The 14,011-nt window shown below is 58.7% G+C and carries 16 protein-coding genes; 10 read left to right on the forward strand and 6 right to left on the reverse strand.

Going from position 1 to position 14,011, the window contains the following annotated elements:
* Positions 1-13 precede the first annotated feature (13 nt).
* Positions 14-427 (forward strand): DUF3301 domain-containing protein, encoded by a 414-nt coding sequence (locus tag ACWGZX_RS14085; RefSeq protein WP_123433186.1) that lies wholly within the window; start codon positions 14-16, stop codon positions 425-427.
* Here ACWGZX_RS14085 and ACWGZX_RS14090 read toward each other — a convergent pair.
* The gene (locus ACWGZX_RS14090; protein ID WP_452628731.1) at positions 424-1,389 is read right to left on the reverse strand and encodes a CobW family GTP-binding protein; all 966 of its coding nucleotides are present in this window, start codon (positions 1,387-1,389) and stop codon (positions 424-426) included. The two genes, ACWGZX_RS14085 and ACWGZX_RS14090, sit on opposite strands and share 4 nt — an antisense overlap.
* 27 nt (positions 1,390-1,416) lie before the next feature.
* Between ACWGZX_RS14090 and ACWGZX_RS14095 the strand changes: the two genes are divergently transcribed.
* Complete coding sequence (locus tag ACWGZX_RS14095; protein ID WP_452628732.1) at positions 1,417-1,773, forward strand: NADH:ubiquinone oxidoreductase; 357 nt, start codon at positions 1,417-1,419, stop codon at positions 1,771-1,773.
* A gap of 4 nt (positions 1,774-1,777) precedes the next feature.
* Here ACWGZX_RS14095 and ACWGZX_RS14100 read toward each other — a convergent pair whose 3' ends face one another.
* Together ACWGZX_RS14100 and zigA are read right to left on the reverse strand one after the other, a co-directional pair.
* Complete coding sequence (locus ACWGZX_RS14100; RefSeq protein ID WP_452628733.1) at positions 1,778-2,428, reverse strand: DUF1826 domain-containing protein; 651 nt, start codon at positions 2,426-2,428, stop codon at positions 1,778-1,780.
* Positions 2,428-3,636 (reverse strand): zinc metallochaperone GTPase ZigA, encoded by a 1,209-nt coding sequence (gene zigA / locus ACWGZX_RS14105; RefSeq protein WP_452628734.1) that lies wholly within the window; start codon positions 3,634-3,636, stop codon positions 2,428-2,430. Before zigA ends, ACWGZX_RS14100 begins: the two co-directional genes overlap by 1 nt.
* A gap of 143 nt (positions 3,637-3,779) precedes the next feature.
* Here zigA and ACWGZX_RS14110 point away from each other — a divergent pair, with 143 nt between their 5' ends.
* The gene (locus tag ACWGZX_RS14110; protein ID WP_452628735.1) at positions 3,780-4,157 is read left to right on the forward strand and encodes a glutamine synthetase; all 378 of its coding nucleotides are present in this window, start codon (positions 3,780-3,782) and stop codon (positions 4,155-4,157) included.
* Here ACWGZX_RS14110 and ACWGZX_RS14115 read toward each other — a convergent pair.
* Entirely contained in the window at positions 4,154-5,104 is a 951-nt protein-coding gene (locus ACWGZX_RS14115; protein ID WP_452628736.1) for an N-acetylmuramoyl-L-alanine amidase family protein, read from the reverse strand. The genes ACWGZX_RS14110 and ACWGZX_RS14115 overlap by 4 nt on opposite strands.
* 85 nt (positions 5,105-5,189) lie before the next feature.
* Between ACWGZX_RS14115 and folE2 the strand changes: the two genes are divergently transcribed.
* Genes folE2 through ACWGZX_RS14145 form a run of 6 tightly spaced genes read left to right on the forward strand, consistent with a single transcriptional unit; the run spans position 5,190 to position 10,401 of the window.
* Entirely contained in the window at positions 5,190-6,086 is an 897-nt protein-coding gene (folE2, locus tag ACWGZX_RS14120; protein WP_452628737.1) for a GTP cyclohydrolase FolE2, read from the forward strand.
* Positions 6,083-6,751: a metal ABC transporter ATP-binding protein gene (locus ACWGZX_RS14125; protein WP_452628738.1), complete on the forward strand. Its 669-nt coding sequence runs from the start codon at positions 6,083-6,085 to the stop codon at positions 6,749-6,751. The genes folE2 and ACWGZX_RS14125 overlap by 4 nt, the downstream gene beginning before the upstream one ends.
* Complete coding sequence (locus ACWGZX_RS14130; RefSeq protein WP_452628739.1) at positions 6,751-7,617, forward strand: metal ABC transporter permease; 867 nt, start codon at positions 6,751-6,753, stop codon at positions 7,615-7,617. Before ACWGZX_RS14125 ends, ACWGZX_RS14130 begins: the two co-directional genes overlap by 1 nt.
* Positions 7,618-7,628: 11 nt before the next feature.
* On the forward strand, positions 7,629-8,504 hold the full coding sequence (locus ACWGZX_RS14135; protein ID WP_452628740.1) for a metal ABC transporter substrate-binding protein: 876 nt from the start codon (positions 7,629-7,631) through the stop codon (positions 8,502-8,504).
* The gene (locus ACWGZX_RS14140; protein ID WP_452628741.1) at positions 8,501-9,061 is read left to right on the forward strand and encodes a gamma carbonic anhydrase family protein; all 561 of its coding nucleotides are present in this window, start codon (positions 8,501-8,503) and stop codon (positions 9,059-9,061) included. Before ACWGZX_RS14135 ends, ACWGZX_RS14140 begins: the two co-directional genes overlap by 4 nt.
* A gap of 2 nt (positions 9,062-9,063) precedes the next feature.
* Positions 9,064-10,401 (forward strand): dihydroorotase, encoded by a 1,338-nt coding sequence (locus ACWGZX_RS14145; protein ID WP_452628742.1) that lies wholly within the window; start codon positions 9,064-9,066, stop codon positions 10,399-10,401.
* A gap of 252 nt (positions 10,402-10,653) precedes the next feature.
* On the opposite strand, the gene ACWGZX_RS14150 is transcribed toward ACWGZX_RS14145, so the two are convergent.
* The gene (locus tag ACWGZX_RS14150) at positions 10,654-11,175 is read right to left on the reverse strand and encodes a DUF3617 domain-containing protein (RefSeq protein ID WP_452628743.1); all 522 of its coding nucleotides are present in this window, start codon (positions 11,173-11,175) and stop codon (positions 10,654-10,656) included.
* A gap of 131 nt (positions 11,176-11,306) precedes the next feature.
* Between ACWGZX_RS14150 and cls the strand changes: the two genes are divergently transcribed.
* Complete coding sequence (gene cls / locus ACWGZX_RS14155; protein WP_452628744.1) at positions 11,307-12,746, forward strand: cardiolipin synthase; 1,440 nt, start codon at positions 11,307-11,309, stop codon at positions 12,744-12,746.
* On the opposite strand, the gene cfaB is transcribed toward cls, so the two are convergent.
* Positions 12,743-13,930, reverse strand: coding sequence for a C17 cyclopropane fatty acid synthase CfaB (gene cfaB / locus ACWGZX_RS14160; protein ID WP_223521315.1), 1,188 nt, complete (start codon positions 13,928-13,930; stop codon positions 12,743-12,745). The genes cls and cfaB overlap by 4 nt on opposite strands.
* Positions 13,931-14,011 lie beyond the last annotated feature (81 nt).

The raw sequence follows: 14,011 nt of genomic DNA on the forward strand, positions 1-14,011 counted from the left end.
GAGCAACCTGTTGATGCTGACCCTCGGAAATATCTTCGTGCTGATGCTGCTCGCCACCGGTGGGGCGTGGCTGTGGCACAACCACGGCTTGCGCGAGCGCGCGCTGGAGCGGGTCAAACAGCATTGTGCCAAGCTCGGCATCGAGTTGCTGGACGGCAACGTGGCCCTGAAAAAGATCGCGTTCATCAAAGACGCCAACGGCCGCCGGCGCCTGGCCCGCGTGTATAACTTCGAGTTCACCGTGACCGGTGAAACCCGCCACAACGGCACCATCACCCAATTCGGCGCCCACAGCGCGCAGATCGAACTGGCGCCCTACCCGATGCCCTTTGACGACACGCCTGCGGTCGTCGATGTGGTGAAGCCCCGCGCCGAGGTGATCGAATTGAGCCAGTGGCGGCAAGAACACACCAAGTGGCGCCCTTAACCCGACCGACAGTCGGCCAGAACACTTTGCAGTGAATCAACCTCCTGGGACTCACTGAAAATCAGCTCTATCCGCGAATCCTGGCGCCATTCGCTGGGCTTCCATTCCAGTTCCGAGTTATCCAACGCATTGGCCGAAACCCAACCGTCGACGCTGTGGATAACCAGCTTCGCCCGCCGCCAGGAAAGGCTTTCAAGCCATTGGCCAATGAGCGCCGCATCGAACGTCTGGCTCGGATGCCAACGCCAGCCGATGCTCCAGCCCCCCTCCTGCTCCTGACTCAAGCAAATCGGCAGCGCAGGATCGGTCCAGATGGCGGGCATCTGCGCCAACCCCTTGGGCGCGACGAAGTTATCCACACCCGCTACAGCCCGAGCATGAAGCCCCGGCAAGTTGCTCAACGGCAACTGAGCTTGCTGCGTCCAGTACAGAGGACCAGGAGGTAACTGCGCGGCGATTCGCTGGCGATCATCGAAGTCGAGGCCTTCCGCCTTGTTCAACACCAACAGGCCGCCGCTGTTCAACGCTTCCTGTTGTGCCTCAGGCAGCGGTTTGCCGGCAGCGAGCGCTTGGGCATCCAGCACCAGTACGCAGGGCTGTACCGACAGTACACCGACCCACGGAGCCTCCCTCAACTGTTCAAGCAGCCGGACCGGATGTCCAAGGCCAGAGGGTTCTATGAACAACCGATCCGGCTTTGCCTTGCGCAGTAACCGCCCAAGCCCGATCTGAAACGGCGCACCATTGACGCAACACAAACAGCCGCCGGCCACTTCGCCCAGTGCGATACCATCGGCGTCCGAGGTCAGCAGTGCCGCGTCGAGTCCGATCTGGCCGAACTCGTTGATCAGCACCGCCCAGCGCTCGCCGACCGGCCGCTGCGTCAACAGGTGCTTGATCAGGCTGGTTTTGCCGGCGCCCAAAGGGCCCGCAATGACGTGAGTGGGAATGTTCTGCAACATGGTCGGCATTTTCTGAGGAGGTAAAAGATGCGGTTGATGGGATTGTCGTTAATGCTGGCGCTGTGTTCCGGCGAAGTACTCGCCCAAGCTTGCGTGGTACATACCACATCCGCGCGATTGGACGTGAAAGTCTGCCAGCAGAACCGAAACATCCCGGAAAAGCTCTTTACCGACGGTTTCTGCCAGCCCAATCTGGCCGGCCAAACTGTCGACGTGCAGTACGTAGACCAATGCCCAACCGGCGCATTCGGGGTGTGCAGCAACGCTCAAGTCGCCAATATGCCTTACCGACAGGATATTCACTATTACGGCGTGGCCACCGATGCTGCCTATTTGAAGCCGTATTGCGAAGCGCAGAGCCAGGGCAACTGGCTCAAGCCTTGAGGCGTTAGCCGAGCCAATCGAGGGTCAGGATCAAACGACGCGCGCCCGGTGCCGGTTGCGGCGAGCGGTGGATCAGGCCAAAACCTTCGTTGCCATGCCATTTCTCGCCTTTGAACAGAGCCACGTCCCCGCTGACGATGTGCTCGATCAGCGAATCCTGTATAGGTTCGGCCTCAGGTTTACCCAATTGGCGACGATCCATAACGCCCTCTCGCAGCCACTGACTGCCGATGCCGGAATACGTAGTGATCAACCGCACCGGCACGTGATCAACGTGGAAACGCGGGCACATGGCCTTGTCCAGCGCCCGCAACCGCAGGCCAATCCGCTTGGCGCCCAACAAACAGGCAAACGCGCTGACCAGCCACGATACGTCGGCAATGAAGCCCTCATACCCTTGTAGATCGCTGAAGCCTGAGGCCAGCCCCTGCAGATTGGGTTCGGCGTCATCGCTCGGCAGCTCCAGGACCAGTGACTCGGCTAACGGTGCGTTCAGGGACAGCAGCAACTGGCCAAAATCTACGATATGCACCGGAAGCTGGCGCTGCCAAATGGCGAGGTTTACGTCGTCATCGAGGATTCGGGCCAGCGTTTCCGGCATTTCGCCTTGGACAGGATGAACGACCGAACGCCGCTTCAGACTCGGCGCCAACATCAGGCGGCCGCCTCTTCGTGCCATGGGCCAAACGGGTCTGCCAGCAATCGCCAACCTTCGACACCCAAGGCCATTTCGGCATCCGTCAGCAGACAATCGTCGAGTTCGGCGCAGAGCCGTGCGAAGTCTATGCTCTGGCCGATGAACACCAACTCCTGGCGGCAATCGCCGGTGGCGGCGGTCCAGTTTTCCATGATTCCGGCCGTGCTTTCGTCATCCTGCGGCCACTGGGTTTTCGGCACAAAACGCCACCAACGCCCAGCGAAACCATGGCGCATCAAACCTCCAGCCTGGGACCAGCTACCAGCGTCCATGGGTTTGCTGGCCAGCCAGAAAAAACCTTTGGAGCGCAGTAGTTTTCCATTCACCCATGGGCGGTCGATAAAGCTGAAAAAGCGCCGTGGATGAAAGGGGCGGCGGGCTCGGTAAGCAGTCGAGGCGATGCCGTATTCCTCGGTTTCCGGCACATGCTCGCCACGTAGTTCCTGCAACCAGCCTGGCGCCTGAGCGGCCTTTTCAAAGTCGAAACGACCGGTGTTCAGGATTTTTTCCAGGGGTACTTCACCCATGACCATCGGGATGATGTCTGCCTTCGCGTTGAGGCGTTGAAGAATCGCGATCAGCTCCTGGCGCTCGCAGCTGCTGATCAAGTCGATCTTGCTGATCAGGATGACGTCGGCGAATTCGACCTGCTCAATCAACAGGTCAGTGATCGAGCGGTCGTCCTCCTCGCCCAGCGTTTCACCGCGTGAGCCGAGACTTTCGGCGGCCTGATAGTCGAGTAGGAAGTTCACGCCATCCACCACGGTGACCATGGTGTCGAGCCGCGCGATGTCGGCCAGGCTTTGCCCTTTTTCATCACGGAAGGTGAAGGTTTCCGCCACGGGCAGAGGTTCGGAGATGCCGGTGGATTCGATCAACAAGTAATCAAAGCGACCATCCCTGGCGAGTTTGCTGACTTCGTCGAGCAGGTCTTCGCGCAAGGTGCAGCAAATGCAGCCGTTGCTCATTTCGATGAGCTTTTCTTCTGCGCGGTTCAGGCTGACATCACGCTGGACTTCATTGCCATCGATGTTGATCTCACTCATATCGTTGACGATGACGGCGACCCGCAGGTTGTCGCGGTTACGCAGGACATAATTGAGCAGCGTACTTTTTCCAGCACCGAGAAAGCCAGAGAGGACGGTCACGGGGAGACGATTGGGCATCAGGTATTCCTCACAGGGATGCCCGGTCGCAGTGTCGGGCTTGTTTTGATGTTATAGTATAACAATACAATCAAACCACTCTCCTCTTGCCCATGACGACAAAGCGTCCGATGTTGAAGGCCGTTCAGTCCCCGAGAAATCCCATGCGTACTGCCCTGAAATTGGCGCTGATGAGTGTTTCGCTGCTGCTGGCTACACAGGCCGGGGCTCAGATCCCGAGCCTGGCCAAATGCACCCATAGCGCCAATCTGCTGGCCTGCGTGGATATCGACGGCAACGCCTATAGCGTCAACACCGTCGGCAGCACGATCTATCTGCGCGGCTTCGAAATGGCGGGTAAGCGCTACTGGGCACAGACCAATAGCCGCTACGGGCAACTGACATTTTTCACCGGCATCGCTTCCGACGGCGAAGCCTGGGTTGGCTATAACCGTCGGGTGGGCTGGACCACCATCAATCGCTTCTCCAGCTCGGGTGGCAGCAGCGCCAAATTCACCTGCAGCCGGATTACCGGCTGCTAGACCTGCGCTTTTTTCTGCTCTTGTTGCCAGGCGATGTAGCTGTTGGCGGGCGGATTTTTCTGGAAATAACGCTGTAGCCCTTCAAATAGACCGTCCGCCACTGCCTGCTGATGACGTGCAGTGACCAGTCGCTGGCTGTCGCGAGCGTTAGAAATGAAACCGGTTTCCACCAGGATCGACGGCATATCCGGCGACTTCAATACCGCAAATCCCGCCTGTTCCACGCGCTTTTGATGCAGCGTGGTGATACCCGCCAGGCTGCCGAGGACCGTGCTGCCCAACTGCAAAATGGCGGCCAGGGTGGCGTTCATCGACATATCGAGAATGACCCCGGCGAGCATCGGGTCCTTGTCCTTGAGATTGAGATTGAGCAAACGGGTGACGCCCAGCAGGTCCGCCCCATTCTCGCGTTGAGCCATGAAACGTGCCGTGGCTGAGGTCGCACCACCTTCAGACAAGCAATACACCGAGGCGCCGGAAGCGGTAAGACGCGGGGCTGCGTCCGCGTGCACCGAGATGAACATGTCGGCGTTGTGCTTGTGGGCAATTTCAACCCGTTTGCGCAGCGGAACAAAGAAGTCGTCGTTGCGCACCAGTTTCACGTCAAAGCCCTTCTCGCGCTTTAGACGCTTGGCCAACAGCTGAGCGATAGACAACAACACGTCTTTCTCTCGCTCTCCTTTCGCGCCGACCGCGCCAGGGTCTTTACCGCCGCGACCAGGGTCAACCACCACGATGATGTCGCGCTTGGGGTGCATCGTCTCCTGGATCGCCTCAGAGGCGACCACGATGGGTAATGGCGCTGCGGTCTTCAGATCAAACACCAATCTCAGCTTGTCATCCGAACGCCACAGCCGTGCGTTGCGAATTTGCGTGGCCGAGACGCCAAAGGGCAACGCGAAAGCTGCGCTGGCCAGAATCAGGCTGAGCGAGTGACGTCTGTGCATGAAGAAGACCGCTCGAGAAAAAGGCGTAGTCGAAATTAATGTAATAACATAACATGCTGAATCGATTCCCACGATGGACCTGCTCATGAATGCGCTGACTCTGCCGGATATCGCCGCGCAAGCCTCTCGCCAAGCCCTGCCACTCGACTGGGTGGGTATGTGTGGCATTGCACTTCCTGTTCTGTTCGATGGCCAACGTATGAGCGCAAAAGCTGATGCGGGCGTGAGCCTCGATGATGGAGTGGCTCGCGGGATTCATATGTCGCGGTTGTATCTGGCGCTGGAAATGCTTGAGCAGGAAAACCTGACACCCACCCTGCTACGGCGAATTCTGCAAAGTTTTCTCGACAGTCATGAAGGACTGTCCCACAGCGCTTACTTAAAAATTCATGCCGATCTACTGCTCAAAAGGCCGGCGCTAATCAGCCGTTTGGCCGGCTGGAAAACCTATCCGGTGAGCATCGAAGCGCGATTGAAAAACGCGATGTTCCACGTGGAACTAAAAATCGACGTTCCTTATTCCTCGACGTGCCCCTGTTCAGCCGCACTGTCCCGGCAGTTGATTCAGCAGCAATTCGTCGATGATTTTGCCAACCAGTCACTACAACACGCCGATGTGTTGGCGTGGCTCGGCTCCACAAAAGGCATCGTTGCGACGCCCCACAGTCAACGCAGCACCGCACATTTGCGCTTACGTCTTGATGATTACCTGGATGACCTGCCGTTGATTGCCCTCATCAACGACGCCGAAGCCGCACTCGGTACCGCCGTACAAACCGCGGTCAAGCGCGCCGATGAACAAGCCTTCGCCTTGGCCAATGGTCAGAACCTGATGTTTTGCGAAGACGCCGCAAGACGTTTGAACCTTGCCCTGAAACGCTCACCGGGTCTCCTCGCCTTTCACATTCGCGTCGTCCACGCCGAAAGCCTGCACGCCCACGACGCCGTCGCCGAGAGCCGCTGGAACTGGGAGGCAACATGATCCGTTGCCAAGCATTACGTTGGGGCGCACCCGGCCAACCTCTCACACCACCCGTGGATTTCGAACTGCCTAAGGGAAGCCTGACTGCCGTGATCGGCGCCAACGGCTCGGGCAAAAGCAGCTTGCTGAAAGTCATCGCCGGACTGCAAAAGCCACTCACAGGCAAAGTCTTCCTCGATGTTCCACGCAAAGGCTCGCTGTCCTTCCTCCCTCAGCAACAACACCTGGACCGGCAATTTCCCATCAGCCTCCAAGAGTTGGTATCCGCCGGATTTTGGGGCAGCAAACAATCACCCGAACTGCGCAGCCAACGCCTCAACACCGCACTGGAAGATTGGTGCCTCAGCGGGCTGGAGCACCGCCCGTTGATGGCTTTGTCTGGAGGTGAACTCCAACGTGCCCTGCTCGCCCGATTGAGTCTTGCGCAAACACCACTGCTGTTGCTCGACGAACCGCACGCGGCGCTCGACGAACTCGGTCAATCGTTGCTCTGGAAACACATCCACGAATGGCACACTCAAGGTCGAACCCTGGTTGTGGTGTGCCATGACCTGACCGCCGTCCGCCAACACATTCCACACACACTGCTGATCAAAAGCAGCGGCTGTGTACTCGGACCGAGTACCGAACTGATTCACCAACAACCGCAAACGTTGGTGGCCTGATGCTCGCCGCGGCTCAACTTTGGCAACCCTTCCAGGATTTTGTGTTCATGCGTCGGGCGCTACTCGGGGGACTTGTCCTGGCATGCAGCACGGCACCGCTGGGCGTGTTTCTGATCCTGCGGCGCATGAGCCTGATCGGCGATGCCGTCGCTCACGGCATTTTGCCCGGCGCCGCGCTCGGTTTCTGGTTTGCGGGTTTGAGTTTGCCAGCACTGACCTTCGGTGGCCTGGGCGCAGGTCTGAGCATGGCCGGGCTGGCCGCATGGATCACCCGCCGCACCGGTTTGCGAGAAGACGCCAGCCTGGCAGCGATCTACCCGATTTCCCTCGCCAGCGGTGTGCTGATCCTGGGTATCGCCGGCAAACGTCTGGACCTTTTGCACCTGCTGTTTGGCTCCGCTCTGGCGGTCGATGGCCCGACGCTGACCGGCATGTTATGGGTCTCGGGCTTCAGCCTGATCGCCATGGCCCTGATCTATAAACCGCTGTTACTGGACACCCTCGACCCGCTCTTCCTGCAAACCGTCAGCCGCCTCGGGCCGCTGGCCCATGGTGTGTTCCTGACGCTCGTGGTGCTGAATCTGGTGATCGGTTTCCAGGCCATCGGCGCGCTAATGGTGGTTGGTCTGATGATGTTGCCCGCCGCCGCTTCGCGTTTCTGGAGCCGTCGATTACCGGTGTTGATTGCCATCGCCGCCATGCTCGGCTGCCTCTCGGTGTGGCTCGGATTACTGCTGTCGTTCTTCTACGCGCTGCCCAGCGGTCCGGCGATTGTGCTGGTTGCCGGCGGTCTTTATTTGATGTCCGTGGTGTTCGGTCCTGTGCATGGCTTGTTGCGCCGCCCGCCTTTGCTCACATCCCAATGAGGTGTTTCCCGATGCGCGTTGTACTCGTGCTGTTCAGTTTGATGTTGTCGATGTCGCTGTCTGCGGCGGAAAAACTTCAGGTGGTAACCAGCTTCAGCATCCTCGCCGACATGACCCATCAGGTCGGCGGCGAGCATATCCAGATCACCAACATGGTCGGTCCGGACGCCGATGCTCACACCTACGAGCCGACGCCGGATGACGCCAAGGCGCTGCTCAGTGCCAAGCTGATCATCAAGAATGGATTGGGTTTTGAGCCATGGCTGGACCGTCTGGTGACCAGTACTGAAACCAAAGCGCCGGTCATCAGTGCAAGTCATGGCGTCATCCCGCGCTCGCTGGATGACGACGGCGAGACCATTCCTGACCCTCATGCCTGGCACAACCTGGCGAACACCGAGCTGTACATCGCCAACATCACCAAGGCGTTGATCGCAGCCGACCCGGCGAACTCCGCCAACTACCAACGCAACAGTCAGGCCTACCTGAAACAGATCTACGCCTTGCTTGCTGAAGCCAAGGCCAAGCTCGGCTCACTGCCACCGGGCAATCGCAAAATCGTCACCTCCCATGACGCCTTCGGCTATCTCGGTCAGGCCTACGGGATCGACTTCATGGCACCTCAAGGACTGTCCACCGAACGTGAACCGTCGGCTGCCGAAGTCGCTGCGCTGATCACGCAGATTCGCCAGGCCAAGGTCAAAGCGGTGTTCATGGAAAACATCAAGGACGCCCGTTTGCTGAAACAGATTGCCGATGAAAGTGGCGCGCAAATCGGTGGCACGTTGTACTCCGATGCACTCGCCGCCACCGGGCCGGCCAGCACCTTTGCCGGGCTGTTCGAATACAACCTCAACACCCTCTACCAAGCGTTGAGCAAGCCATGATCCGCAAGAACCCTTCAGGGGATTTGCCGCAGATCGCGGAGTCCGCCTACGTGGATAAGACCGCCATCATCTGCGGCAAAGTGCTGATTGGAGAGAACGTCTTCGTCGGCCCTTACGCGGTAATTCGCGCCGACGAAGTAGACGCCAGTGGCGAGATGGAGCCGATCACCATCGGTGCCAACTCAAACATCCAGGACGGCGTGGTGATTCACTCCAAGTCCGGCGCAGCCGTCACCATCGGCGAGTTCAGTTCGATCGCCCATCGCTCCATTGTGCATGGCCCTTGCACCGTCGGTGACCGGGTGTTCATCGGCTTCAACAGCGTGCTTTTCAACTGCGCGGTCGGTGATGGTTGCGTCGTACGGCATAACTCGGTAGTCGACGGCCGTGATTTGCCCGAAGACTTCTACGTGCCCTCCACCACCCGCATCGGACCGAACACCGACCTGTCGCAATTCCCACCGGTCAGCGTCAGCGCTTCGGAGTTTTCCGAAGACGTGGCGCGTACCAACGTCGACCTGGTGCGCGGTTACAAAGCGCTGCAAAACGAGATCTGACCATGAGCAGTGTGCTGATTCGCAATGCCCGGCTGGTGAACGAAGGCCGTGAGTTCGAGGGTGATCTGCTGGTCAGCAATGGTCGGATCGTGAAGATCGCCAGCAGCATCCAGGGTGAAAATGCCGACGTGGAAATCGATGCCGACGGCCAATGGCTGCTACCCGGAATGATCGACGACCAAGTGCACTTTCGCGATCCCGGCGCACCGCACAAGGGCAGTTTCTACACTGAATCGAGGGCAGCGGTGGCCGGTGGAATCACCAGTTTCATGGACATGCCTAACACCCGTCCGGCGACCCTGAGCCTCGCAGACCTGGCTGACAAGAAGCGTCGCGCGGCGATCAGTTCAGTAGCCAATTACGGTTTCCATTTCGGCGTCAGCAACGACAACCTCGACACCATCGCAGCGCTCAATCCTTGCGAAGTGGCCGGCGTCAAAGTGTTCATGGGCGCCTCCACCGGCAACATGCTGGTCGATGATCCACGGATTCTGGAACGGCTATTCGCGCAAGTGCCGACGATTTTGTTGGCCCACTGCGAGCACACACCCAGCATCAAGGCCAACGACGCAAACCTTCGAGACCTGTTCGGCGAACACATTCCTGCGGCCGCCCATCCACTGATCCGCAACGCCGAGGCGTGCTTTCGTTCCTCCTCGATGGCCGTGGACCTGGCCAAGCGGCACGGCACGCGATTGCATGTTCTGCACCTGACCACCGCCCGCGAACTGGCGCTGTTTGAAGACAAGCCGCTGGCCCAGAAGCGCATTACGGCCGAAGTGTGCCTGCACCACTTGCTGTTCGATGATCGGGACTACTCCAGCCTCGGCAACCTGATCAAGTGCAACCCCGCCATCAAGACTCAAGCCGACCGCGATGCATTGCGCCAGGCACTGCAAAGCAATCGACTCGATGTGATTGGCAGCGACCACGCGCCGCACACCTGGGCGGAGAAACAACAGCCTTACCGTCAGGCACCTTCCGGCCTGCCGCTGGTGCAACACGCCCTGCCCGCGTTGCTGGAATTAATGGCTGACGAAGTCCTGCCGATAACCACCCTCGTGACCAAGACCAGTCACCGTGTAGCCGATTTGTTCGCCATCCCCGACCGCGGTTATCTGCGCGAAGGCTATTGGGCCGACCTCGTTCTGATCAAATCCGAACCCGATGGCGTTGCCGTTTCCCAGCAGCCCATCCTGTCTCAATGCGGCTGGACGCCCTTCGCCCGGCAGCGTTTTCGTCATAGTGTCAGTACCACGCTGGTGTCCGGGCAAATTGCCTGGCACGACAAACGTCTTAATGACAACTGTCAGGGATTACCTCTACGGTTTATGCGCTAGCGCGTGATACAGAAGCACTCGAGAGCATCACCATGATTCAGATCCGCCTGCCCGATGGGTCATTGCGTGAATACGACCAGCATTGTCCGTGTACGAACTCGCCGCGAGCATCAGCCCCGCGCTGGCCAAAGCGGCGGTGGCCGGTGCCGGCGAGGATTTCGGCAGGATGGGTATTGAGGAGGCGTGTCGTAGCTGAATCAAACCCGCCCCCACACGATCATGCAGGAAGCGGGTGTACGGCGAAGGAAGGTCTTAGGCTCTTGGCTTGACCGTTCCGCAATCCTGCCCCAGCCACACGGCGCGGCTTTCGAGACTGCCCTTTTGCTGGATGCCGGTGGCGTTGAAGGTGCCGTTGACCTTGGTCGTGAACTCGCGGTCACTGAGGAACGTGGCAACTCCGGCGCCTTGCGCTTTGGGACAGCTGAAACGGAATTTCCACTGGTTGCCGGTGCGGTCGGTGACTTCCTGCTTGCAGCCCGATTGCGGGTCCGTCAGTGGAATGTCGTCGGTCTGCACCTGCTCCGGCGTCAGGCAAGCCCGAATCCCTTTACCGCCCATGGTGAGGCCCTGCTTCTCCAGTTGCGCGCGCTGTTCCGGGGTCATCTGGCTCTGCAACTGACCGAGGATCAGTTGTAAGTCCGGCAGGTTCTGGTCATCGACCTTCATGTTGCTTGTGGTCAATTCCCACAACCCGGGTTGCAGCATCTGTGCGTGAGCTGCCACAGGAAGTGACAAACCAATAGCCATGGCCAAACCCAGCAGACGAACGTTCATCGAGTAACTCCTGATCAGTAGTGGCCGTTAGACGCCAACCTTCGGCTTCGGTTCATGGGCCAATTAAATAGCGACATTTTGCACGGAACATGCTCTGTTAAGCACTGAATCTTCAGGAGCAGGGCTGCCCCATGGATTACTTCGGACCACACATTTTCGGCTACACCATTGCACTGCTTCACTCGCTGGGCACGATCGCGGCCATCCACGCCGTACTCAACGTGCGCACCGCTCAGGGATCGATCGCCTGGGCGCTTTCGTTGGTGTTTATGCCCTACCTCACACTCATTCCGTATCTGATCTTCGGCAGCAGTACCTTTGATGGTTACATCAAGGCTCGGCGCCAGGCCAACGACGAGATGCGCAAAGCCGTCTCCGAACTCAACTGGCGTCCATGGTTCGAGGAGGCACTGACCGCTCGTGCGTCCAATGCTTACGCGTCGTTGCGGGCGATGCCCAAGCTTGGCCGAATGCCGTGCCTGGCGAACAACGAAGTGCACTTATTGATCAATGGCCAGGCCACGTTTGATTCGATTTTCGAAGCCATCAGCAACGCTAAGGTAGCGGTGCTGATTCAGTTTTTCATCATCCACGATGATCGTCTTGGCCAGCGTCTGCACAATCTGCTGCTGAAAAAAGCCGCCGAAGGCGTCGCGGTTTACCTGCTTTACGACCGCATTGGCAGCCACGCCCTGCCCAAAAGTTACGTGCAACCGTTACGCGATGCCGGCGTTGAAGTCAAAGCGTTCGCCACCCGCAGTGGATGGCTCAACCGCTTCCAGGTCAACTTCCGCAACCATCGCAAGATAGTGGTGGTTGATGGTGTATTGGGCTTCGTTGGCGGGCATAACGTGGGCGACGAATACATGGGCGAAAAACCACCGCTGGCGCCGTGGCGAGATACCCATGTTCGAGTGCGGGGACCGGTGGTGGCCTGTATGCAGGAGTCATTTGCCGAAGACTGGTTTTGGGCTGCGCGTTCATTACCGCCATTGATCCTGCCGGACGTGTATCCCGACGACGGCGTGCTTTGCCAATTTTTGGCGAGCGGCCCGGCCGATTCCTTCGAAACCTGTTCGTTGTTCTTCGTCGAAGCCATCCATGCCGCGACTGAGCGAGTGTGGATCACCACACCCTATTTCATCCCCGACGAAGCGGTATTCGCGGCACTCAGGTTGGCAGTGTTGCGGGGTGTAGATGTGCGACTGTTGCTGCCTTCTCGTCCAGACCACCGCATCGTCTACGCCGCCTCCAGCCTGTACGCCTTCGAAGCCGTAAGCGCTGGTGTTCGAGTATTCCGTTATGAACCCGGTTTCCTGCACCAGAAAGTGGTGTTGATCGACAGTGAAATCAGCGCCATCGGCAGTGCCAACATGGACAACCGATCGTTCCGGCTCAACTTCGAAGTGATGTTGTTGACGGTCGACAGCGTGTTTGCCGCGCAGGTGGAACAGATGCTCAACGATGACTTCGCTCAGGCGCATGAAATAGCCAAAGACGAAGGCCGGGAGACCCGCCGCGTGCAGCAATTCGGCATGCGGGTCGCCCGGCTTATTTCACCGATTCTTTAAGGGTTGTAGATGTCGTCGCGCGTCCAGGGCAATTCATGGCTGCCATCGGGGTGGGCTTTAACCGCGAGGATTTGATGTAGGTTGATCCAGCCCCTGGCAAACGCATAAGCGCATCCTGCCAGGTACAGCCGCCAGATTCGCAAGGTTTGCTCCGGCACTTGCCTGGACGCCGCTTCCAAATTGTCTTCCAGGCGTTCGCTCCAGTGATCCAGGGTACGCGCGTAATGCAGGCGCAGGCTTTCAACGTCGACGATCTCCAGCCCCACGTCACTGATCTCAGCAGCGATCATCGAGAGGTGCGGCAGTTCGCCGTTGGGGAAAACATATTGCCCAATGAAGTAGCCAGCACCGCGCCCCACCGGCCGGCCGTCAATGTGTTTGGCGGTGATCCCGTGGTTCATTACCAGACCGCCCTCTTTCACCGCGCCGAACAAGGTTTTGCAGTACTCCGCCAAATTGGCGTGGCCCACGTGTTCGAACATGCCGACACTGACCACTTTGTCGAAGCGCCCGTCCTGAGGCAGGTCGCGGTAGTCGAGCAGTTGCAATTCGACCAGATCTTCCAGACCTTCCTCTTTCACGCGTTCACGTGCCAGATCGAGTTGCGCTTTGCTGAGCGTAATGCCAAACACCTTCGCGCCGAACTCCCGCGCTGCATACCGCGCCAGCCCGCCCCAGCCGCAACCGACATCCAGTAAGTATTCGCCAGGCTGTAACCGCAACTTGCGACACAAGTGGCGGAATTTGGCCTGCTGGGCCTGCTCCAGAGTTTCACTACCGGTCTCGAAATACGCGCAGGAATACGCCATGTCGCTGTCGAGCCACAGCTGATAGAACGCGTTGGAAAGGTCGTAATGGTAGGAGATGGCCTTCGCGTCGGTTTCCTTGTCGTGGGCGGTACGAACGGGTTGATCGTCGTCGTTCTCGTCCAACATCGCCTGGCTCCATTCATCGCAGACGCGGATGACGTCGCTGATGGAACCTTCCAGCTCAAGTTTGCCCTCGACAAACGCCGCTCCGAGCGCGTCCAGGCTTGGATGGGTGAACTGGGTAACCATTTGTGGATCCTTGACCACAATCGTGACGCTGGGCGTCGGTCCCAGATTGAATTCATGGCCGTCCCAGAGTCGCAGGCGTAACGGTAACTGCAGATTCTGTAAGGCCGGTGGAAGGTGCGCGAGCATGGACAATCCCCTTGTTTCAGACGTCTGATGTGAGGGTAGACCATCTCTGAAAATTAGCTGGCTATCCAATTACTAGCCGTT

This window comes from Pseudomonas sp. CLCA07 (assembly GCF_053615335.1).

What these genes read in the sequence shown, in the direction of transcription:
- ACWGZX_RS14085 (WP_123433186.1), top strand. Translation starts at nt 14, where the DNA reads ATGCTGACCCTCGGAAATATCTTCGTGCTGATGCTGCTCGCCACCGGT.
- ACWGZX_RS14090 (WP_452628731.1), bottom strand. Translation starts at nt 1,389, where the DNA reads ATGTTGCAGAACATTCCCACTCACGTCATTGCGGGCCCTTTGGGCGCC.
- ACWGZX_RS14095 (WP_452628732.1), top strand. Translation starts at nt 1,417, where the DNA reads ATGCGGTTGATGGGATTGTCGTTAATGCTGGCGCTGTGTTCCGGCGAA.
- ACWGZX_RS14100 (WP_452628733.1), bottom strand. Translation starts at nt 2,428, where the DNA reads ATGTTGGCGCCGAGTCTGAAGCGGCGTTCGGTCGTTCATCCTGTCCAA.
- zigA (WP_452628734.1), bottom strand. Translation starts at nt 3,636, where the DNA reads ATGCCCAATCGTCTCCCCGTGACCGTCCTCTCTGGCTTTCTCGGTGCT.
- ACWGZX_RS14110 (WP_452628735.1), top strand. Translation starts at nt 3,780, where the DNA reads ATGCGTACTGCCCTGAAATTGGCGCTGATGAGTGTTTCGCTGCTGCTG.
- ACWGZX_RS14115 (WP_452628736.1), bottom strand. Translation starts at nt 5,104, where the DNA reads ATGCACAGACGTCACTCGCTCAGCCTGATTCTGGCCAGCGCAGCTTTC.
- folE2 (WP_452628737.1), top strand. Translation starts at nt 5,190, where the DNA reads ATGAATGCGCTGACTCTGCCGGATATCGCCGCGCAAGCCTCTCGCCAA.
- ACWGZX_RS14125 (WP_452628738.1), top strand. Translation starts at nt 6,083, where the DNA reads ATGATCCGTTGCCAAGCATTACGTTGGGGCGCACCCGGCCAACCTCTC.
- ACWGZX_RS14130 (WP_452628739.1), top strand. Translation starts at nt 6,751, where the DNA reads ATGCTCGCCGCGGCTCAACTTTGGCAACCCTTCCAGGATTTTGTGTTC.
- ACWGZX_RS14135 (WP_452628740.1), top strand. Translation starts at nt 7,629, where the DNA reads ATGCGCGTTGTACTCGTGCTGTTCAGTTTGATGTTGTCGATGTCGCTG.
- ACWGZX_RS14140 (WP_452628741.1), top strand. Translation starts at nt 8,501, where the DNA reads ATGATCCGCAAGAACCCTTCAGGGGATTTGCCGCAGATCGCGGAGTCC.
- ACWGZX_RS14145 (WP_452628742.1), top strand. Translation starts at nt 9,064, where the DNA reads ATGAGCAGTGTGCTGATTCGCAATGCCCGGCTGGTGAACGAAGGCCGT.
- ACWGZX_RS14150 (WP_452628743.1), bottom strand. Translation starts at nt 11,175, where the DNA reads ATGAACGTTCGTCTGCTGGGTTTGGCCATGGCTATTGGTTTGTCACTT.
- cls (WP_452628744.1), top strand. Translation starts at nt 11,307, where the DNA reads ATGGATTACTTCGGACCACACATTTTCGGCTACACCATTGCACTGCTT.
- cfaB (WP_223521315.1), bottom strand. Translation starts at nt 13,930, where the DNA reads ATGCTCGCGCACCTTCCACCGGCCTTACAGAATCTGCAGTTACCGTTA.